The following is a 21,161-nucleotide window of genomic DNA, read 5'->3' on the forward strand; positions in this document are numbered from 1 at the left end:
CCGGCCAAAGTCCGACAGCCCCCACCCTGTCATTCTGGCCGCCCCCGCACCACCAGAAACCCCGACTCTGCCATGGCCAGGCACTTCGCGTGGATGCGGGGCCCGTCGGCGTGGACGCCGGCCCGTCGGCGTGGACGCGGGGCCCGCCGACCCGGTCCCGCCGCGTCACCGAGCGTGGCTGCCCAGACCAGGTGGGGCGGACTGACGGAGGGCGTCGGCGAGCGACGTGTCGTGGGTGGCCGAGCGGAACCGGGAGTCGTCGAGCACCTGGCGCAGGAACGGCACCGTCGTCGACACGCCGGGGCCGGCGAGCCGCAGCTCCTCGAGCGCGGCGCGCATCCGGCGCAGCGCGCCGTCACGGTCCGGCGCCCAGACGACGAGCTTGGCCAGCAGCGAGTCGTACATCGCCGGGATCCGGTAGCCGGGGAAGGCGTGGCTGTCCACCCGCACGAACGGCCCGCCGGGCAGGTGGCACTCCTCGATCACGCCGGGTGTCGGCGCGAAGGCGCGGGCCGGGTCCTCGGCGTTGATCCGGCACTCCAGCGCGGCGCCGCGCGGCTGGACCGCGTCCTGGGTGAGGTCGAGCTTCTCCCCGGCGGCGACCCGGAACTGCTCGGCGACGATGTCGATACCGGTGACCATCTCGGTCACGGGGTGCTCGACCTGCAGGCGGCAGTTGACCTCCATGAAGTAGTAGTTGCCGTCCGGGTCGACGAGGAACTCGACCGTGCCGGCGCCGACGAACCCGGCCGCGCCGGTGCCACGCAGCGCGTCCCGGCCCATCCGCTCCACCAGGTCGGCGGGCAGGCCAGGGGCCGGGGTCTCCTCGACCAGCTTCTGGTGGCGGCGCTGCACCGAGCAGTCGCGGGCGCCGAGGTGCACGCCGTTGCCGTACTGGTCGAAGAGCACCTGGATCTCGACGTGCCGGGCCGACGGCAGGTAACGCTCGACATACACCCGGCCGTCGCCGAAGACAGCCTGCGCGCTGGCGCGGGTCTCGGTGTAGGCGCGTAGGAACTCCTCCGGCTGCACCACGATCCGCATGCCCCGGCCGCCGCCGCCCGCGGCCGCCTTGATGATGACCGGGTAGCCGATGGAGTCCGCGAACGCCCGCGCCTCGTCGGCGTGGTCGAGGGCGGTGTGGCTGCCGGGCAGCAGCGGCAGGCCGGCAGCCACCATCATCGCCCGGGCGACGGCCTTGTCACCGAGGCGTTCCAGCACCCCCGACGGCGGCCCGACGAACGTCAGCCCTTCGGCCTCGCAGACCTCGGCGAGGTCCGGGTTCTCCGAGAGGAACCCGTAGCCGGGATGGATGGCGTCCGCGCCGCCGAGCCGAGCCGCCTCGATGATCGCGGGAATGCTGAGGTAGCTGCGCCCGGAGGGCGCCGGGCCGATGTGGATGGCGCGGTCGGCCTGGTGGACCACGGCCGAGTCCCGGTCGGCGGTCGAGTAGACGGCGACGGTGCGCAGGCCGAGCTCGCGGCAGGTGCGCACGACCCGCAGCGCGATCTCGCCCCGGTTGGCGATCAGGACAGTGGTGACCATCAGGCCGCGGCCACCGGGGCGAGCAGGAACAGCCGGTCGCCGAACTCGACGCCGCCGCCGTCCGGCCGGCACACCTCGACGATCCGGCCGGACTGGCTGGCCTCGATCGGGATCATCAGCTTCATCACCTCGAGGATGGCGAGCTGCTGGCCGGCCTTGACCGTGTCGCCGACCCGGACGAACGGGCGCGCCCCCGGCTCGGGCGCGTGGTAGAAGACCCCGACGCTGGGCGAGGTCACCTCGATCTGGCCCGCGGCCGGCGGCCCACCGGCCTCCCGGCCAGCCTGGCGGTCGTCGTCGGCAGCCGCGCCGGTGGCGGTGGCGGCGCCCGGTGCGGCGCCCCTGCCCGTGGCGGCGCCCGCCGGCGCCAGGTCCCGTCGGGGCGCCGGGACACCGCGCCGCGACCAGCCGTTCGCGGCGGCCTGGTCGACGCCGTTCGTGGTGGGCTCGTCCCAGCCGTATCCCGCCGTGCCGGCGGAGCCGCCGTCCGACCAGGAGACCTCGACGGTCAGCGGCCCGGCGGTGACGCGCAGGCGCGTCGGGGGCCGGCCGGCCTCCTCGCACAGCGCGACAGCGTTGTGCCGGACCGCGGTGAGGACGAGGTCCAGGTCGGCGACGCCGAGGCCGGCCAGAGCCGGGCCGGAGTGGTCGGCGACGCCGGGCGGCGTATGGCCGTCGCCGGCCAGGTCCGCGCCGGATGGAGGAGTGTCGGGGCGGCGGGCGGTACTGATGGTGCTCATGCGGGGGCTCCCTGCTCTGCGGCGGTCGGGTCTGCCTTCTCGGCGCCACCGTCGGCCACAGGCCCCCCGTTTCCGTCGGCCTGCCCGTGTGGCGCGTCGGCGCCGGCCGCCGGGAACGCGGTGGACGCCGTCGGCGCGGGTGAGGTCGGCGGCGTGGGCTCGGCGGACGGCGCGGATGCGGTGGACGGCGACTCCGGGGACGGCGCGGGCGCGCCAAAGCGGCGAAAGCGGGCGTGCCGGCCGGCGACGAGTTCGGCCGGCCCCTGGCCGACGAGCTCGCCGAGAACGTCGCGCAGCGCGGCCTCGACGAGAGCGGCGGCCTGTACGGGGTCAGCCCCCGAGCCGCCGTCGGGCTCGGGCACGACGGCGTCGATGACGCCGAGGCCGAGCAGCTGGCGGGCGTCGACCCGCAGCGCCTCCGCGGCCCGCGGCGCCGCCGCCGGGTCCTTCCACAGGATCGCGGCGCACCCCTCGGGGCTGATCACCGAGTAGACGGCGTTCGCGCACATGAGGACCCGGTCGGCGACGGCGAGCGCGAGCGCTCCCCCGCTGCCGCCCTCGCCGGTGACGAGCGCGACGACGGGCACCGGGAGCGCGCCCATGAGCCGGAGGTTCTCGGCGATCGCGACCGACTGGCCGCGTTCCTCGGCCTCGATCCCGGGGTGGGCGCCCGCCGTGTCGATGAAGGTGACGACGGGCAGGCCGAGCTTCGCGGCCAGCCGCATCACCCGGGCCGCCTTGCGGTAGCCGGCGGGGCTCGGCATGCCGAAGTTGCGCGCCGTCAGCTCCTCGACGGTGTGCCCCTTCTGGGTTCCCATGACGGCGACGCCGAGGTTGCCGAGCCGGCCGAGGCCCGCGACCATGGCCGGGCAGTCGGCACCCGCCCTGTCCCCGTGCAGCTCGTTGAAGTCGTCGAGCATGAGCGAGACCAGGTCCAGCGTGGTCGGCCGGGTGAGCCCGCGCGCCAGCCGGACGACGTCCCACGGGTGCCTGGGCGGCAGCCGCGACGGGTCGGTGATCATGCTTCCCGACGGCGCGGGACCAGCCGGCGCGGCGCCACTCGGCGCCGGCTGGCTGTCGGCCGCCTGGGCCGTGGCGGGCGCGCGGCGGCCCGAGGCCGCGACGGTCAGCAGGCGCGACAGCATCGCGCGCAGGTCGCCGCGCGGCACGATCTGGTCGACGATGCCGTGCTCCAGCAGGAACTCGGCCGTCTGGAAGCCCGGCGGCAGGCTCTGGCGGATCGTCTGCTCGATCACCCGCGGCCCCGCGAAGCCGAGCCGGGCACCCGGCTCGGCCACGATCACGTCGCACAGGGTCGCGAACGACGCGGCCACGCCGCCGAACGTCGGATCGGTGACCAGCGCGATGGTGAGCACGCCGGCCTCGTCGAGCCGGCCGAGCATCTGGCTGGTCTTGGCCATCTGCATGAGGGAGAGCACGCCCTCCTGCATGCGGGCTCCCCCGGACGACGTCACCAGCAGCAGTGGCACCCGCTCGGCGAGCGCCAGCTCCCCCGCGCGGGTGATGGCCTCCCCGACCGCGGAGCCGAGGCTGCCGCCGAGAAACTGGAAGTCCATGGCGGCGACGACGACCGGCGCCCCGTCCAGGTGGCCGCGCGCGCAGAGCACCGCCTCGTCGAGGCCGGTCGCCGTCTTGGCCTTCGCCAGCCGCTCGGCGTACGGCCGGGTGTCTGTGAACCGCAGCGGGTCGGGGTCCGCCGGCTCGGGCGTCGGGAGCTCGGACCAGCCTGGATCGAGCAGCAGCGCGATCCGCTCCGGCGCGGTCAGCGGGGCGTGCCAGCCGCAGTCGGGACAGACCCGGGCGGTCGCGAGGAACCGCTTGCCATAGAGCAGTGCGCGGCAGCGCCCGCACAGGTGCCACGCCGACCGGTCGACGACGTCTCGGCCCGCGCCGGCTTCCCCGGCGGGCCGCGCGGTGGCGGGCGCTCCGGAGGCGCTCACGCCGCGCCCCGGTACGCGACGGGGCCACCGGCGACGAGGGTGGCGGCGACGGAGCCGGCGGGTGCGCCGGCGGGTGGCCGGTAGCCGGCCGCGGCGGCCGGCAGGTACCCGCCGGCGAAGCGCAGGGCGGCCGCCCGGGCGGCGTAGGCCGCGCCGAGCATCAGCTCATCCGCGACGTCGACCACGCTGCGGCTGGTCACGTCGGCGAGGTAGCTGCCCTCGGCCCACTCGTTGAACGCGCCGAGCGCCGGGCCGCACCAGATCTGGTAGTCGGTGACCCGGTCGGCGGCCGCGGAGATCGCCCAGCTCGACGACAGGCCGAGGTACCAGCGGAATACCAGCGCCATCCGCCGCTTCGGGTTGCCCTCGGCGCGGGTGATCTGCTCGGGGTCGCGGCGGTTGAAGTAGGCGACGGTGTCGGCCCAGACATCGGCGACCGGGCGGCGCAGCACCGAACGCTCCAGCCAGTCGACGTCGGCGGCGGGCAGCGCCTCGAGCCCGTCGTGCGCCCGGTACATCTCCAGCAGCCGCCGGGCGCGGCCGGCGAACATCGTGCCGGACCGCAGCACCTGGACCTCGGCGCCGATCTCGAACATGTCCGACGCGGGCGCGAGGTCGACGTCGGTCGGGCCGGCGCGGCCCAGCAGCGCCTTCGCCGGCTCCGACTGGCCGGACTCGACGCACGACTGGTTGACCGAGCCGGTGACCACGTAGGCGGCGCCCATCGCGAACGCGGCCAGCACGGCCGCGGGCGTGCCGATGCCGCCCGCGGCGCCGACCCGTGGCGGGCGCCGGTAGCCGAGCTCGGCGGCGACGGCGTCGCGCAGCCGGATGATCTCCGGGAGGAGCACCGCGAGCGGGCGACGATCGGTGTGCCCGCCGGAGTCGGCCTCGACGGTGACGTCGTCGGCCATCGGCACCGCCCTCGCCAGCTCGGCCTGCTCGGCGGTGACGGTCCCCGCCGCCACCAGCGCCCGCACGATCGGCTCGGGCGCGGGGCGCAGGAAGTGCTCCGCGACCTCCTGGCGGGACAGCTTCGCGACCACCCGGTGGCTGGCGACGGGCCGGCCGGACCGGTCGCGGTGCAGGCCCGAGACACGGTAGGCGACGATCTGCGGGGTGAGCGCCACGAACGCCGACGCCTCGACGCAGCGAACCTGGTGGCGCAGGCAGGCGGCCAGGGTGGCCCGCTCCAGCTCCAGCTCGTTCGGGCTGTGGATGAGGTTGCAGGCGAACGGCGCCGCGCCGACGCCGCGGCGGATCTCGGCGAGCGCGGTGTCCAGCCGGTCGGGCAGGACACCCGCGGCTCCGAACGACGCGAGCAGGCCGGCGCGGGCCAGGGCGATGACCATCCGGGGCGAGGCGATGCCGTTGGCCATCGCGCCGGTCATGTAGGACAGGCGGACGCCGTGGTCGGCACGGAACCCGGCCGCGCCGAGCTGCTCGGGCAGTGTGGGCGGGGCGACGGCGAGCACCGCCGCGCCGGCGGCGTGGGCGGCCGCCGGGTCCGCGGTCACCGCGAGCCGGCCCGCCTGGTCGCGGACCAGCAGGCAGGGGTTCCCCACCCGGGCAAGCGCCGCGTAGATGTCGCGCCCCGTGCGTCCGAGACCGTCGGCGTCGAGGGTGGCCGGCACGTCGGCGCCTCGGCCGGCCGCGCGCGGGCCGCCCGCCGCGGGCCGGACCGCCTGGGGTGGGACGGATGTCATGGGCGGGGCCGGTCGTGCGAGGGCTGGGGGTGGTGTCGTCACGATGCTCAGGCTCCTTCGCCGCGCTCGCCGCGCCCGCCGGTCGGGACGAGGTCGCCCACGTCCTGGCCGCGCGCGTCGGCGGCGCGGATCTCCGCCGCTATGTCGGTGAGTCCGTAGATGCGCAGTCCCGGCTTCCAGACGCTGGCATCGGCGACGACCCGGACCCGTCCCGGGCCGCGCAGGACCTCGCGGATGTGCGCCTCGATGGTCATCTCGCCGTCCTCGGCGAGGATCTGGCCCCGGTACCGCCAGCTCATCGGCAGGCCGGTCGGCAGGACGAACACCGGTTCGTCGAGCCCGTCGGCCAGGCCGGTGTCGACCATCCACTCCTGGATCGCCTGGATGACGGCCTCGATGCCAAGCGAGCCGGGCATCACCGGGTCGAGCCAGAAGTGCCGGGAGAAGAACCAGTCGTCGGCGCGTACCTCGCGGGTCGCGTGCAGGTAGCCGCGCCCGTGGTCGCCGCCGCCGTCGACGACGGTGACCTCGTCGAGCAGCGCCATCGCGCCGGTCGCGCACAGCGGCGCGCCGGCCGCGCGGCGGCCGGCCACGTCGATGGTGCGCGCCGCCGCGGCGGGCGGCCGGGTCCGCTCCAGCCACGTCGGCACGTGGTCGCCGCCGTCGAGGCCGTTCTGGTTGGCCAGGGTGGTGTCGTTGAAGAAGCCGAACAGCGACTCGCCGGCGTAGAACGGCTCGCCGTCGACGGCCAGCTCGTAGGAGAAGTTCTGCAGGACCGCGCCGGTCAGCACGGTGGTGGACAGCAGCGTTGAGGTCTGGCGGATCGTGCGCCCGGCGAGGTCGACGTCGCGCAGCAGCGTCGCGGTGCCGTCGAGGTTGCGCAGGCAGTACTGCTCGTCCGGGGCGGTCAGGGTGGCGCCCAGGTAGTAGCCGAGCATGAGCGCCGACTGCAGCGACGTCTCCATGTGGATGACGTTGGGCATCGTCGGCGTGGCGCTGTCGGCGTAGTACCAGGCGTCGGCCGGCGAGTCGTACTCGGTGACGGCGGTCGCGCCGCCGCCGAGCTCGCCGCGCCGCCCCTGGACGGACATGAACCGGTCGACGAGGCGCAGGCCGCCGCCCGGCAGCCGGCAGGCGCGCCGGCCCATCGAGGAGGCGAACTCGGGCCCGAGCGCGATGGCGAGGTCGCCGCGGGCGCCGTGCGCCATGTGCAGCTCCCCGAGCAGCGCCCTGGTCCCGTCGGGGCCGCGCCGGCCGAGGAAGCCGGGCACCTCCCCGCCGGTGAGCGGGGCGATGGGCGCGCCGGGAGCCTCGCGGACGGCGACGGCCATCCCCCGCACGGTCGCGACCGGCCGCCCGCCGGCAAGCAGCGCCACGTCGCCGCGCAGCCACGGCCGCGGCACCAGGTCGACGTCGGTGACGGTCAGCTCCAGCTCCACCTCGGGCCCGGCCGTGTCGAACCCGGCGGCGCCAAGCCCGGCGGTGTCGTGGATCTCGACGTCCGCGAAGCCGATCCCGTCGGGAAGCACAAGGCGCGGGTCGGGCAGCGCGACGTCCAGGTGGCTGTCGGCCATCACCAGGTGCAGGCCCAGGTAGAGCGCGAAGACCGAGACGGCCTGCCAGGCGGCGTCCAGCGCCCACAGCGCCGTGTCCGCGCCAGGCACACCGGCCGGCGGTACTGGCGACGCCGCCGCGCGCAGCAGGCCACGGCCGAGCTGACCGCCGCGCGGCGCGAGCTCGGTGACGGCGGCGAGCGGCCACGGCCCGGCGAGGCGGATCGCGGGATTCGCGCCTTCCTGGTCGTAGGCAGCGCCGAGGACACCCGCGACGTCGCCCCGCGCGAGCTGTCCCAGCGCCGCCGCGTCGAGCATGTTCACGGCCGCGCGGGCGAGCGGCTTGAACGCCGGCTCCGTCCAACGCGGTGTCCACGCGTACGGCCCCGGCTCCCGGCTGGCGGGCCGGGTGACCGCACCGCCCGCGCCGCCGCGCGCCGCTGGGCGGTCGACGCCCGCGGTGGCCAGCGACAGCAGGCAGTCGGTCACCTGGACGATCGGCCCGGACGGCCCGTCGATCCGCATCTCGACGGTGAGGCCGGCGTCGGTGCCGCCCGTGCCGGCCGCACCGGCGACGCCGCCGGCGGTCCGGGTCGTCGCGTGCAGCCACAGCCGCTCACCGGCCGCGGGCAGCGGGCCCAGGGCCCGCACAGTCGCACGGGTCAGTTCGAGACCGCCCGGCGGGAGGCTGGCGAGGTGCGCCGACCGGGCGGCAAGCTCCGCCCAGGCGGCTCGCAGCAGCGCGGGCAGCGTCAGCCAGCCGCCGGTGTCCGCCGGCATGGCCGGGGTGAGTTCGGTCGCCACTGTGATCTCGGCCGGCAGAGCGACCCGCGGCTCGATGACCGGAGGTTCGATGACGGGCGGCCTGACGGCCGTGGTGGCCGTCGACGGCACGGGCGCGGAGACCGCCTCGCGCAGCAGCGTCAATGCCTGGTCGGCGAACGCGGTCTGGACTCGCAGCGCCGAAGCGTGCGCGGCGACCAGCCCCCTACGCAGCTGGCCCACCAGCTCGGCCGCCAGGTCACCCCGTTCGCCCGACGCCGGGTCCCCGCTGGCCATATCGGCGGGCTCGCCCGCGCTGTCGTCCCAGCTTGGAGCGCCGCCGGTGACGGCGGTCCAGACGCTCGGGTCGGCCGGGTCGCCGTCGAAGGCGAGCTCGTCGAGGACATCCAGGGCCGCGGCACCGCCGCGGTCCGCGTGCGCCGCGCTTGTGATGGTCGGGCTGGTCACCGTCAGGCCTCCGTCCGGGCGTCGCGTCGGCGAGCCGCCGCGCGGATGTGCTCGGCCATGTCGGGCGTAGGCACGAGCGAGACCTCCGAGAGCCGCTGCAGCACAAGCCCATCCGGGCGGTATGCCGTGACCGTCACCGTCACGCCCGACGAGCGGGGCCGCAGGTCGTCGACGACGGTGACGAACGGATCATCGTCGGGCAGCGGCGCGAACAGCTCGGCCCGGCCGATGCCCAGGGGCAGGCAGCCCATGTCGCCGAGGTACCAGCGGCCGAGCAGCGACGCGGCGGCCACCAGGACGTCGGCGAGGCCGGGGCTGTGCAGCGCGCCGGCGAACGCGCCGGCCGCGAGCGGCGTCTCGGCGAGCTGGCACTCGACGACGAGCCGGGTCCGCTCGCGGACGAGGATCCGACGGATGCCGGCGAGCCGCGGACCGTGCGAGAGGACGCCCTCGGCGTAGACCCAGGACGCGTCGGTCGCGTCAGCGGGCGGCCACGGCATGACCGGCGGCCAGGCGCCGGCGGTGGGTGCCGGCGCAGGCAGCGGCGCGGGAGCGAGGAGCAGCGTCGCGGCGTAGTGCGAGGGGGGCAGCGCCGTGCCGCCATCACCACGGACCACCGCGCGCACCCGCGCGGGCGAGCCGGGGCGTGCGTCGGCGGCGGCGGGCCGGCCTGGCTGGACGTCCAGCCAGTAGTCGCGGCGGTGCGAGCCGTCGAACACGACGCCCTTGTGCACCTCGTAGTCCTCCGCGCCGACCACCCGCAGGCCCGGCACCGCCCGCTCGACACCGTTGATCAACCAGCCGAGGCCGGCGGTCGCCGGCAGAACCGGTGACGGGCCGATCTGGTGGTCGTCGATCACCGGGTCCGTCTCCAGCCCGGCCAGCGATCTGTGGGCGATGAACGGCACCGAAGCGGCGAGCCGGCGTTCCCAGGCGGTCGCGACGGCCGGGCCCATGGGGGTGTCAGCCGGCCCGGTCAGCGGCGAGGCGGCGCCGACCACCACGGCGGCCTGCCGGCCGGTGCCGTCGAGGAGCTCCGCGACGAAGCGCGCGGCCGCGTCGGCCGGTTCGAGCAGCGTGACGCCCCTGGCAAGGAAAAGCTCCCGAAGGTCGGCGCCGACCATGCCTGCGTCCCACGCGCCCCAGTTCACGGCGACCACCCGGCCGTCCAGCCGGCGGCGGGCGGTGGCGGCGAGGCGGGTGAGGGCCTCGTTCGCCGCCGCGTAGTCGGCCTGGCCCGGGTTGCCGAACGCGCCCGCCACCGAGCCGAACAGCACCAGGTGGCGCAGCGGGGCGTCGCGCAGCGCGGTGAGCACCGACGACAGCCCGGCGAGCTTCGGGGTGAGCACGGCGCGGACCGCCGCGGGCGACTTGTCGGCCAGCAGCGCGTCGGCGAGCGCCCCCGCGCCATGGACGACGCCGGTCGCCCGCTCGCGCCACGGCGCCAGCGCCTGGGCGGTGGCGGCCGGGTCGGCGATGTCCACGGCCAGGTAGTGGGCGCTCGCGCCGGCCGAGGCCAGGGCCGCCAGTGTGGCGCGCACCTCGCGGGACGCGGTGACCCGCCGGGCGGCCGCGTCCACCGCCGGCAGGTCGAGCGCGCCGCCGGCGGCGCGGGTCGCGGCGACGAGTGCCGCCTTGAGCCGGTCGTCGGACACGCCCTGGGCCCAGTCCGGGTCGTCCTCCTGTTCCGTCCGGCCGAGCAGGACCAGCTCGGCCGGGCAGGCCACGGCCAGCGCCTCGACGCAGCGGGCGGTGATGCCGCGCGCCCCGCCGGTGACGACGAGCACGTCTGACCCGTCGACCGGCGGCCGGTCGTCGCCGTCGACGACGACATCCGGCCGCGTCTGGCCCCGCGAGCCGTCACCCGCGGACAGATAACTGGGAGCCCAGCGCAGACCGTCCTCGCCGACTCCGACCTCGACGACATCTCTGGCGACGTCGGTGACCTCCCGCAGGACCGCGCCGGTGAACGCCGCCGCGTCGAGAGCGGGATGGACGTCGACCGCCCGGCAGAAGATCTCGGGCGCCTCCTGGACCAGGGTCTTCACCAGGCCCGCGACGCCGCCCGTCATGGCGGCCGCCGCCGGGGCGTCACCCCGGTGGCCGAGCGCGCCGTCGAGCCGGGTCACGGCCACGAACGCCGCGCGCCGGCCAGCCGCCGCGGTCGTGCGCAGCGCGTCGACCAGCCGGCCGGCGATGAGCACGGCGTCGGCGAGCCTCCGGGTGGCGCTCACCGCGCCCGGCTGGTCGACGAGAGCGCCCTCGGCGCGGCTGTCGAGGCCGGTCGGCTCGACGAGGAGCAGGCAGAGGTCGAGGCGCGTGAAGTCCTCGACGGCGGCGAGGGCGGCCTCCGCGTCACCGCCGTCCCAGCCGGCGAGCCCGGTGCTGGTATGACCGGGGTCCGCGTCCAGCGGCAGGTTGGTCGCGCCGACGGTGACGACGTCGACGCGCAGCCCTTCGGCCTCCAGGCGACGGGCGAGCCTGGAGGCGGGGCTGTCACCGGTGTCGTCCGCCTCGGACGCGGCGGCGGCCCTGCCGCCGAGGTTGATGATGAGCGCGCGTGCTCCGGTGCCGAACGGAATGTCGAGTGGGTCGGCGGCGGGTATACGCCGCAGCGCCAACGGCATCCGTTCGACCACGGCCGCCGCCGCGGCGGCGCTGTCGTCGGCGGCGTCGCGAGGCTGGCCGGCGCCGCCGGCTGCCGGCGAGGCCGGGACTGGCCGCGAGGAGGGCGCGACGGCGGGCGGCACGGCGGCGGGCACCGCCGCCGGCGTCCCGGCTGTGAGCCCGAGGCCGTCGGTCAGGAAGCTGGCCACGTCGGCGAGCGTGCGCAGCTCGGCGAGCCGCTCCGGACCCACCGCCGGCACACCCGGGAACCGGTCCTGAAGCGCACCCAGAATCTGCACCCGCTTGATCGAGTCGACACCCAGATCCGACTCCAACGCCATCGACGGATCCAGCACATCCACCGGATAGCCCGTCTTCCCCGCCACCACCTCAGCAACCGCCGCGGACACCGTCGCCGAATCCACAGCCGGAGCCGCGGCAGTCGGCAAGCTCGCCGGCGCGGGGCGGTCGAGCAGGTCGGTCGCTCCCGCCGGCAGCCAGCTCTCCAAGGCCGAGGCCGTGGGTGCCGCCACGTCAGGGTCCGGACCGGCGGCGGGGTGCGTGCTCGGCGCGTGCCCGTTGGACGAGCCGTTCAGGTAGCCGCCGGCCGACGGTCCGGCCTGGGCAGGGATCGCATGGGTGAGACTGGCCGCCACCGGTGGCTGGCCGATGCCACTGGGCTGGTCGCCGTGTGGGCCGCCGTCGCCGACCAGCCCGTTTCCGGATCGGCCGGCGGACAGGCCACCCGCCGCCGACCCGCCGGCGGACAGGCCGGTCGCGACCGCTCCGCTGGGCGCGAGGGTGGCGAGCGACGCGAGGATCTCGTTGACGCGCACATGCGCGTCGCCGGTGGCAAGGCTCTGGTGAGCCACGGCCTGCGCGGCGAGCCCGATCTCCTGACCGGCCACGCCGTCGCCAGGGGCCTGGCGCAGCAGGTCGACGAGCCCTTCGGCGACCCGCAGCTGGCCCTCGATGAACTGGCCGTGCAGCGCGAGGTGGTCCCGCGCGAGCGTGCTCAGTTCCGCCGCCGCGGCGGCGGAACCCGCCGGCCCCGCGGCGCCGGCGGCGAACGCGGCGACGGGGCCCGGCTCAGGCGTGGCCGCGGTGGCCGCGGGCACCATCGCTCCCGGCGCGGATGTCCACTCGGGCACGAGCGCCGGCTCCGGCCGCACAGGCGGCGTCGCCACCGGCGTCGCGTCCACCAAAGTCGCCACGGCCGAAGCCGCGGCGGCCGGCATCTCCACGGCGGGCGGCGCCGGCGCCGGGATCGCGGCGAGCTGGCGGCTGGCCGCGATCGGCGCGAGCGCGGTCACGGCATCGCGGTAGGCCTGGCGGCGCGACTCGGAGACGTGGTTGGCGCCGGTCAGGGTGACCGTCAGGCCGGTCGGCTCCGGCCGCGCGGCGAGCGGGGCCGCGTACCGGTTCAGGCCGGTCAGCTCGACCCCGAGCACGGCCAGGCGGACGGCGGCGGCCAGCAGGCTCGCCGCGCCGTCGCCACCGCGTCCGGCGTCGACCGCGACCGCGACGACGTCGTCGCCGAGGGTACGGCGGACCAGGCCGGTCAGTACCTGGCCGGGGCCGACCTCGACGAACACGTCGACGCCGGCCGCGCGCAGCGCGGTGAGGCCGGCGGCGAACTCCACCGGGTTGCGTAGCTGCTCCGCGAGCACCTGGCTGTTGGCCACGGGGTCGGGGCCGTAATCCGCGCCGGCCGTGTTGGCGTACACCGGGGTGGCCGGCCGCGCGATGGTGACCTCGGCGAGGTCGGCGGCGAACCGGTCGACAGCGTGCTCGACGAGGCGGGTGTGGAAGGCGGCGGCGACCGGCAGCCGGCGGGCGTCCAGCCCGTGCGTGCCGGTGGCGGCGACAAATGCCTCGATGGCGGCGGTCGGGCCGCCGACGACCACCTGGTCCGGGGCGTTGTGGTTGCAGACGACCACGTCCGGGTGCTCGGCGAGCGCGGCGACGACCTCGTCACGGGAGGCCCGGACGGCGGCCATCGTGCCCGGGTCGAACCCGGTGTCGCCGACAGCGCCCGTGCCCGTGCCGCCGTCAGCGGCGGGCGGCGCCATCGCCTGGCCGCGGGCCCGCGCCAGCCGGAAGAAGTCGTCGGCGCTGATCGCGTCGGCCGCCCACAGGGCGGTCAGCTCGCCGAAGCTGTGCCCGAGCAGCCCCGACGGGCGCAGGCCGAGCTCGCGCAGGAACTGGAAGTGTCCGGCGGACAGGGCTCCGATCGCCGGCTGGGCGTACTCGGTCCTGGTCAGCGTGGCCTCGGCGGCACGCGCCTCGGCCTCGTCGAAGGTCGGCGCGGGGAACACGGCGCGGGCCAGTGTGGGCTCCGCGCCGGCGAAGTGGGCGTTCGCCGCGTCGAACGCGGCCAGCACCGGCGGAACATCGATGGCCGCCGCGCCGCCCATCCCGACGTACTGGCTGCCCTGACCGGCGAACAGCACGCCGACTGTGGGGTTCGCGAGCGCCGCCCGGCGGTAGTGGACGCCGCGCGGGTGCGACCAGGCGTCGGCGTCCGGCCGGCTGGCCAACTGCTCGACGGCGAGCGCCCGCAGCGCGTCGGCGTCCTCGAGGGTGCGGGCGACGAAGCCGACGCGGGCGGCGGACGCCGGGACGGTGTCGTCACCGTTCGGCTCGCCCCCGGACCGGAGCAGCTCGCCGAGCGCGGCGGGCGTCGGCGCGTGCCACAGGTAGGCGCGGGCGGCACCGTGCAGGGCGGGCGCGACCGGCGTCGCGGCCGTCGCGTCGCCGGCGCCAGCCGTGGCGGCGTACTCCTCGAGGACGACGTGGAAGTTGGTCCCGCCGAAGCCCATCGCGGAGGCGGCGGCGCGGCGGCGGCCGAGCACCGGGTCGAGCACCCAGGGCCGCGTGCTGGTGTTCGCGTACAGCGGCGAGTCCGCGGCGGCGAGCACCTTGTTCGGCGCCGACACGTTGATCGTCGGCGGTAGCAGCCGGTGGCGCAGCGCGAGCGACAGCTTGATCAGGCTCGCGGCGCCCGCTGCCCCCTTCGTGTGCCCGATCTGCGACTTCACGCTGCCGACCGCCGCCGATCGGGGCCGCGCGCCCGCCTCGGTGAGCACGGTCGAGAGCGCGGTCAGCTCGGTCTGGTCGCCGACGGCGGTGCCGGTCGCGTGGGCCTCGAACAGCTCGACCGTGGCGGGGCTGACCCCGGCGTCCGCGTAGGCGCGGCGCAGCGCCCGCAGTTGGCCCTCGGCGCGCGGCGCGTAGATGCTGGTGAACCGGCCGTCGCTGGACGACCCGAGGCCGCGGATCACCGCGTAGACGCGGTCGCCGTCGCGCTCGGCGTCGGCCAGCCGCTTGAGCGCGAGGATCCCGATGCCCTCGCCGACAAGGGTGCCATCGGCCTCGGCGTCGAACGGGCTGATCTTGTCGGTCCGGGACAACGCCTGGGTCTTGCTGAAGCACATGTAACTGAAGATCGTGTTCTCGGTGTCGCAGCCGCCGGTGAGCATGAGGTCGGCGCGGTGGTCGAGCAGCTCACCGATCGCGGCGCGCACGGCGGTCAGCGCGCTCGCGCAGGCCGAGTCGACGGTGTAGTTCGTGCCGCCGAGGTCGAGGCGGTTGGCGATCCGGCCGGCGATGACGTTGCCGAGCAGGCCCGGGAAGGTGTTCTCCTCCCACGGCGGGAACGCCTCGGCGAACGCGGTGGCGACGGAGGCGGCCTCGTCGTTGTTCAGTCCGGCGGCCCGGGCGACCTCGCGCACGACCGGGCTCTCCAGGCGGGCGGCGAGCGGGTGGGCGAGCGACGTCGGCCCGGTCACCCCGAGGACGACGCCGGTGCGCTCGGAGTCGTACCAGCCCGAGCCGGGCGCCCCGGCGTCGGCGAGCGCGTCGCGGGCGACGAGCAGGCTCAGCAGCTGGACGACGCCGGTCACGTCGAGCTGGTTCGGTGGGACGCCGAACTCCATCGGGGAGAACGGCGTCGGCGGCAGGAAGCCTCCGCGCAGAGCGTAGGTGTGGTCCGGCACCTTGGGGTCCGGCGCGTAGTAGTCGTCCGGCCGCCAGTGGGTCGCCGGCACCTCGGTCACGCAGTCGACGGCGTCGACGACGTTGCTCCAGAACTCCCGGACGTCGCGCGCCAGGGGAAACAGCCCGGCAAGCCCGACGATGGCGATCGGATTGTTCGCGAGCCGTCGGTCCTCGGGTCGGTCGGCCTCGTGCACGAGCTTCCCTCTTTCGGTTGCCGCGAGCGGCGGCTGACGGTCCAACTCGGTCTGATAGAGGTTTTCGTGGCTAGCGGCGGGCGTCGACGCGCTCATCGCGCCGGGATTCCAGGCAGAGTCTTAGGGTCAGACAAGGCGGCTATCAATATCGGTGGCCCGAACACTCGATCGGGGCTGCCTATCGCGCGTGCTGAACGTCCCCAAAAGGCCCGCTCGTGGCTTCCTGTAATTCGGGCCACATCATGGGCCGAACACCATGGCTTCGCTATTTCCCCGGGCCGGCGCACCCTCGGCGTCACCGGCGCGCAGGAGGGTGACGAAGCCCTCGGCCACGGCCGCGTAGCCGCGGGGGCTCGGGTGGATGCCGTCGGGGTTCCACAGCGACGGGTCGTCGGTGCCGGGCGCGTGCGCCAGGTCGAAGCACGGCATACCGAGCCGGGCCGCGAGCGGGCGGATGTAGGCGTTGGCGGCGTCGAACCGTTCGCGCAGGAGGTCGCGGAGGCCGGGTGGGATAGGCAGCCGGCCGGGGATGTCGGGGAAGGTGATCGTGAACGCGACGGTGCCGGGCACCGTCAGCGCGTCGAAGATCGCTGCGAGGTTGTCCTCGAACCGGGACCGGGAGTAGTCGCTGACCAGGTCGTTGCCGCCGACGGTGATGCCGACGAGCCGCGAGTGGGCGGCGGTGGCGAGCGCGAGCTGGCGGTCGACGACGGTCTGCGTGGTGGCGCCGTGCTCGCCGAGGTTGCGCACCCGGCTCGGCGGGATCCCCAGCGCCGCGGCGACCCGCGGCACCCAGCCGAGGTAGCCACCGCCCGGCGCCGGGTCCCCGCGGCCCTGCGCGAAGCTGTCGCCGAGCACCGTGAACATCGGCGCGGGCATGGTCGTCGCTCCTCCTCATGCGGGCCGGCGGGCGGCCGGATGACGGCGATGGTGGATGGCGGCGGGCGGCGGCGGCCGGCACCGGCAGACGGGCGCCGGCCGCGTTCGGCAGGTCAGGCCGCCGAGAGCATGGCCTCGAGGTTCTCCGGGGCGAAGAACACCGACGCGGGGACGACGCCGGCGAGCAGCCCGAAGAACAGCTTCCGCGCGTTGTCATTGGCGGCCACGCCCGTCAGCACGGCGACCAACTCCGGCGGGAAGTCGAGCTCCGCGACCGTGGTGGTCAGGTCGAACACGGTCGACGACTCCTCGTCGCGCAGGCGCTGGTAGTCGGCCAGCGTCTCGTCCAGCGGGCGCGCGCCGCCCAGGCCCTCGTCGACCGCCTCGGCGAGCAGCTCGGCGGCGTGGAACGCGTCGGCGATCCCCTGCCCGGTGACCGGGTCCTTGTGGTACCCGGCGTCCCCGATCAGCGCCCAGCCGGGGCCATGCGACGTCCGGTAGTAGTTGTCGGGGTAGCGGATGCCGTAGTAGCGGTCGGCCTGCTCGGCTCCCTCGAGGTCGGCGGCGAGCTGGGGGTCGATGTTGCGGAAGACCTCGCGGATGCTGCCGTCGATGTCGGCGCGGAACGGCTCGAAGGCGTCCAGGCGACGCATCGCGGTGACGAGCGTCAACCCGTCGTGCGTGGGCCAGCCGGCGCACTGCTCCCGCACGCCGAAACGGCTGTGGAACTGCCAGTCGAGACCGCTGAAGTACGAGTAGTAGATGAAGCAGGCGGCCGGCACGACCTTGTAGAACTCGGCGCCGACAAGCCCCGCGACGACGGAGTTGCGCCCGTCGGCCCCGATGACCACCCGCGCACGCTCGGTCACCTCGGCGCCGCCCGCGTCGCGGCCGCGGATGCCCGCCGCCCGGCCGTCGTCGTCGAACACCAGCTCGCGGACGGAGAAGTTCTCGCGCACCTCGACCCCCGCCTCGGCGGCGCCGTCGAGGAGGATCTTGTCGAGCACGGTGCGCCGCGGTGCGAGCGAGAAGTCGAGGCCGTCGATCGGGTCGGCGAATCCGCTGATCATCAGGTCCCGGTAGGACATCGTCATGTGCCGGATCGGGGTGGGCCCGGTGGCCATCAGCCGGTCGAGCAGACCCCAGTCGCGCAGCCGCAGCAGGCCGGCCTGCTGCAGGTAGTGCGTGGACAGCGTGTCGCTCGGGAAGCTGCCCCGGTCGACCAGCAGGACCCGGTAGCCACGGCGCGCGAGCAGCATCGCCACCGGCGAGCCGGCGCAGCGTGCGCCGACGACAGCCACGTCGTACATCGGTCAGTCCCCTATCGGTCGTCCGTTCACGTCGTCCGATGCCAGTCCGCCCGGCGCGGTGTCGGCCGGCGCGATCTCGCCCGGCGTTGTACCCTCAGCGCCGAAAAACGTCGTCCGGCGCGCCGGAGCGCCACCCAGTCGGGGGCGTCGCATATTTTCCTACCGCGTCCGACGGTTTCCGGGCGGACGCTCTGACGCGTTCCGATCGGGCAATTGACAGGGGCAATCAAAGACACGTCGAATACTCACGATGCCCGCCTGCGTTTGCTGGCCATTCACCGGCGGTAAATCTTCGCGGGTGAGGCTGGAGGGTATGTCCGCACAGTCTGACATTCCTTCCGCTCTGGCGGAGGCCCGCGCGTCGCACCTGCGTTCCCACGGGGACACGGCGCCCGACCTCGAACAGCTGCGCCAGGTCATCGACGCGATGGTGCCCTTCTGCGACCTCGTCGGGGTGCGTGTCATCGAGCTGCGCCCGGATGCGGGCGTCGCCGAGCTGCCCGACCGGCCGGATCTGCGCAACCACATGGGCACCGTGCACGCCGGCGCGATCTTCCTCGTGGCCGAGGTGTCCGGCGCCGCGGCCTTCTCCGGGGCGATGGCGCCCCGGATCCTCGGCGTCCAGGCCTTCGTGCTGCGCGACTGCCGGGTGTCCTACCTGAAGCCGGCGCGGGGCCGGCTGCGGGCGCACGGTGCGATCGACACCACCGTCACGCGCGACGTACTCACCCGCACCGGCACCGAGCGGTTCGACCTGACCGGCCGCTCGCTGGTCTACGACGACGCCGGCGTGCTGGTGGCCAAGGTCGACTTCGACTACGTCGCCACCGTCGCCTGACACCGCAACCGCTACCCGCTACCTGCCGTCCGCCACCCGCGACGCCGGCGCGTCCGTGAGGGTCGTCCCCTCCGGACGCGCCGTCGCTGTCAGGTTCGACACCATCCGCTGCCGGTCATGAGGCAGGCACGGCTCAGCGCGGGCGCGGGGCGTACATCTCCTCGATCAGCGCGGCGTTCTCCTCGGCCACCACGGCCCGGCGGATCTTCAGGGACGGGGTGATCTGGCCGCCCTCGACCGTCAGGTCCGTCGGCAGCACGCGGAACTCGCGGATCGACTCGGCCCGGGACACGAGCGCGTTCGCCGCGTCCACCGCGGCGCGGACCTCGGCCAGCACGGCCGGGTCGGTGCGGGCGGCCGCCGGGTCGTCCGGGCCGCCGGTGCGGGCCGCCCAGGCGCGCAGCGCCGCCCGGTCGAGCGTGACCAGCGCCGTCACGAACGACCGGCCCTCGCCGAGCACGATCGCGTGGCTGACCAGCGGGTGCAGCCGGATCCGGTCCTCCAGCGGCGCCGGCGCGACGTTCTTGCCGCCGGAGGTGATGATGAGCTCCTTCGCCCGGCCGGTGATGTAGAGGTAGCCGTCCTCGTCGAGGCGGCCCAGGTCACCGGTGCGCAGCCAGGGCTCGTGCGGCGCCGGCCCGTCGCCCGGCCAGTAGCCGGGGGACACCTGCGGGCCGGCGACGAGGATCTCGCCGACGGCGCCGGTCTCGCCGTCGCCGATCGCGACTGTCGTGCCCGGCAGCGGCCGGCCGGCGCTCCCGGGGCGGTCTGCGCCGGGCGCGTTGATGCTCACCGCCGTCGCGGACTCCGTGAGCCCGTACGCCCCGAGGATCCGCACGCCGGCACCGGTGAGGAACTCGGCGGTCGACGGGTCGAGGGTGGCTCCCCCGCAGACGACGTGCCCGAGCCGCCCGCCGAGCGCAACCCGCAGCCGCCGGTACACCAGCCGCTCGAACACCGCTCCGCGCAGTCCCCGGCCGGCGGGGCCAGCGGGGCCGGGCGCCCCACCCGTGTCGACCGCCCCGCCGGCGCGGGTGTCCGCCTGGGCATCTCGCTCGCCGCGCGCGGCTCCCGTGCCTTCCACAGCCGCGGCCGGCTCAGGCCGGCCGCGGGCGGCCCGGCCACGCTCGACGGCGTGCCGCTCGGCGGCGGCGAACAGCCGCCCGGACAGCCCGCCGCCGGCCCGCGCCCGCGCGCCCTTGCGCAGCTTCTCCAGCGCCGCGGGCACGGCGACGAGGAAGGTCGGCCGGAACGAGGCCAAAGCCGCTGGCAGGTCCCCCGGGCTCGCCACCAGCGCGGTGTGCACCCCCGACCACAGGCAGCCCACCAGTGTCACCCGACCGAACACATGAGAAAGCGGCAGGAAAAGCGCGGTGGACGGCGCGCCGCCGGCGGCCCGGACGACCGGGTCGAGCATGTCGACGACGTTCACCGCGGCATAAAAGACGTTGGCATGCGTCAGCATGCAGCCTTTCGGTTCACCGGTGGTTCCGCTGGTATAGACGATGGTGGCCAGGTCCGCCGCCTGGACCGCGTCCAGGCACGCCGCGAACCGCGATTGGTCGACGTCACCGCCGACCGCGGCGAGTTCATCGACCGCGTCGTCGAGCGTCCACAGACGGTCGTCGGGAACGCCCGCGGCACGCAGCAGCCCGGCGTGTTCCGGGGTCTGCGCGAACGCGGCGACGGCGCCGCTGTCGCGCATGATGTGCGCGGTCTGGTGGGCGGACGACGTCGGGTAGACGGGGACGGTCACCGCCCCGACGGACCACAGCGCGAAGTCGACGACCACCCACCCGTAGCCGGTCGCGCCCATGATGGCGACGCGGTCGCCCTGGCCTATCCCGACGGCGACCAGCCCGCGCGCGACGGCGCGGACGTCGGCGCACAACTCGGCGCCGGTGACGTCGCGCCAGCCGTCGCCCTGGGGGCTCGCCAGCACGGGCCGGCCGCCGGCCGCCTCGACCAGATCGAGGACCGCGCCGGCCAGGCCGTGCTCTTCGGGTAGCCGCGTCCCGGGTGCGTCACCTCGGTCGCCGGCTGGCGGGTGCCGCTCGGCGAGCGGCTCGCCCGCATGGTGTCCGTTGAGGTGGTGTCCGAGATTCGGGGCGGGCTGGAGGTGCTGCACGGGTTCTCCTCGCGGCGACAACGACGGCGACGGCGGGCGGAGACGGTGGCCTGGAGCGGATCTCGGAGCCGTCGGTGGACCTGCCGGCGAGCGCCGGCGACGGGCCCGTCCCGCCGAGCGCGGCTCACAGCGGCGGCGGTCTGGCCCGCGCCGTCGGCACGGGCACGCGGAAACACCCGGCGACCTTTTCCGCACGGCTTCGCGAACAAATATCGTCGGTATGACCGACGAGGCGCGCCAGATGACACCCGCCGTCACGCGGGTTGTTTATCGATGATTTTCTTCAGATGCCTGACGAAAGGTTCACCGAACCTGGATAGTCCGGCCTTCCGGAACTATGCTAACCGCCGGAGGCGCCGCGGCGAAGGCCCCGGGCACACTCGCGGGGCCGCCAACGATTCGCATTTCCAGACCGGCCGATTGTGTGTGCCAATAGACCTTCGGGCGCGGCGCACCGGCTGGATTTCACGG

At 75.3% G+C, this 21,161-nt stretch carries 10 protein-coding genes; 1 reads left to right on the forward strand and 9 read right to left on the reverse strand.

What is annotated here, in order from left to right:
- Positions 1–165 precede the first annotated feature (165 nt).
- From BCD48_RS33845 to BCD48_RS33880, 8 genes are all read right to left on the reverse strand, one after another.
- On the reverse strand, positions 166–1,545 hold the full coding sequence (locus BCD48_RS33845; RefSeq protein WP_071052445.1) for an acetyl-CoA carboxylase biotin carboxylase subunit: 1,380 nt from the start codon (positions 1,543–1,545) through the stop codon (positions 166–168).
- A complete protein-coding gene (locus tag BCD48_RS33850) occupies positions 1,545–2,285 on the reverse strand; it encodes an acetyl-CoA carboxylase biotin carboxyl carrier protein (protein ID WP_116271748.1) in 741 nt (246 codons plus the stop codon). Before BCD48_RS33850 ends, BCD48_RS33845 begins: the two co-directional genes overlap by 1 nt.
- Complete coding sequence (gene accA, locus BCD48_RS33855; protein WP_083419597.1) at positions 2,282–4,246, reverse strand: acetyl-CoA carboxylase carboxyl transferase subunit alpha; 1,965 nt, start codon at positions 4,244–4,246, stop codon at positions 2,282–2,284. The genes BCD48_RS33850 and accA overlap by 4 nt, the downstream gene beginning before the upstream one ends.
- Positions 4,243–5,994, reverse strand: a complete 1,752-nt coding sequence (locus tag BCD48_RS33860; protein WP_241842204.1) for a PfaD family polyunsaturated fatty acid/polyketide biosynthesis protein — start codon at positions 5,992–5,994, stop codon at positions 4,243–4,245. Before BCD48_RS33860 ends, accA begins: the two co-directional genes overlap by 4 nt.
- A 5-nt stretch (positions 5,995–5,999) precedes the next feature.
- Positions 6,000–8,735, reverse strand: coding sequence for a beta-hydroxydecanoyl-ACP dehydratase (locus BCD48_RS33865; RefSeq protein ID WP_071052446.1), 2,736 nt, complete (start codon positions 8,733–8,735; stop codon positions 6,000–6,002).
- A 2-nt stretch (positions 8,736–8,737) separates the two neighbouring features.
- Complete coding sequence (locus tag BCD48_RS33870; protein ID WP_071052483.1) at positions 8,738–15,535, reverse strand: type I polyketide synthase; 6,798 nt, start codon at positions 15,533–15,535, stop codon at positions 8,738–8,740.
- 240 nt (positions 15,536–15,775) lie between these two features.
- Positions 15,776–16,414 carry an SGNH/GDSL hydrolase family protein gene (locus tag BCD48_RS33875; RefSeq protein WP_071052447.1) on the reverse strand — a complete coding sequence of 213 codons (639 nt, stop codon included), beginning with the start codon at positions 16,412–16,414 and terminating at the stop codon, positions 15,776–15,778.
- A gap of 113 nt (positions 16,415–16,527) precedes the next feature.
- Positions 16,528–17,724, reverse strand: a complete 1,197-nt coding sequence (locus BCD48_RS33880) for an NAD(P)/FAD-dependent oxidoreductase (RefSeq protein WP_071052448.1) — start codon at positions 17,722–17,724, stop codon at positions 16,528–16,530.
- 313 nt (positions 17,725–18,037) lie between these two features.
- Here BCD48_RS33880 and BCD48_RS33885 point away from each other — a divergent pair, with 313 nt between their 5' ends.
- Complete coding sequence (locus tag BCD48_RS33885) at positions 18,038–18,562, forward strand: DUF4442 domain-containing protein (RefSeq protein WP_071052449.1); 525 nt, start codon at positions 18,038–18,040, stop codon at positions 18,560–18,562.
- 133 nt (positions 18,563–18,695) lie between these two features.
- Here the strand turns inward: BCD48_RS33885 and BCD48_RS33890 are convergent, their stop codons facing one another.
- Positions 18,696–20,690 (reverse strand): AMP-dependent synthetase/ligase, encoded by a 1,995-nt coding sequence (locus BCD48_RS33890; RefSeq protein WP_274536611.1) that lies wholly within the window; start codon positions 20,688–20,690, stop codon positions 18,696–18,698.
- Positions 20,691–21,161: the final 471 nt, after the last annotated feature.

Origin of the sequence: Pseudofrankia coriaricola, from assembly GCF_001854805.1 — a bacterium.
GTDB lineage: Bacteria > Actinomycetota > Actinomycetes > Frankiales > Frankiaceae > Pseudofrankia.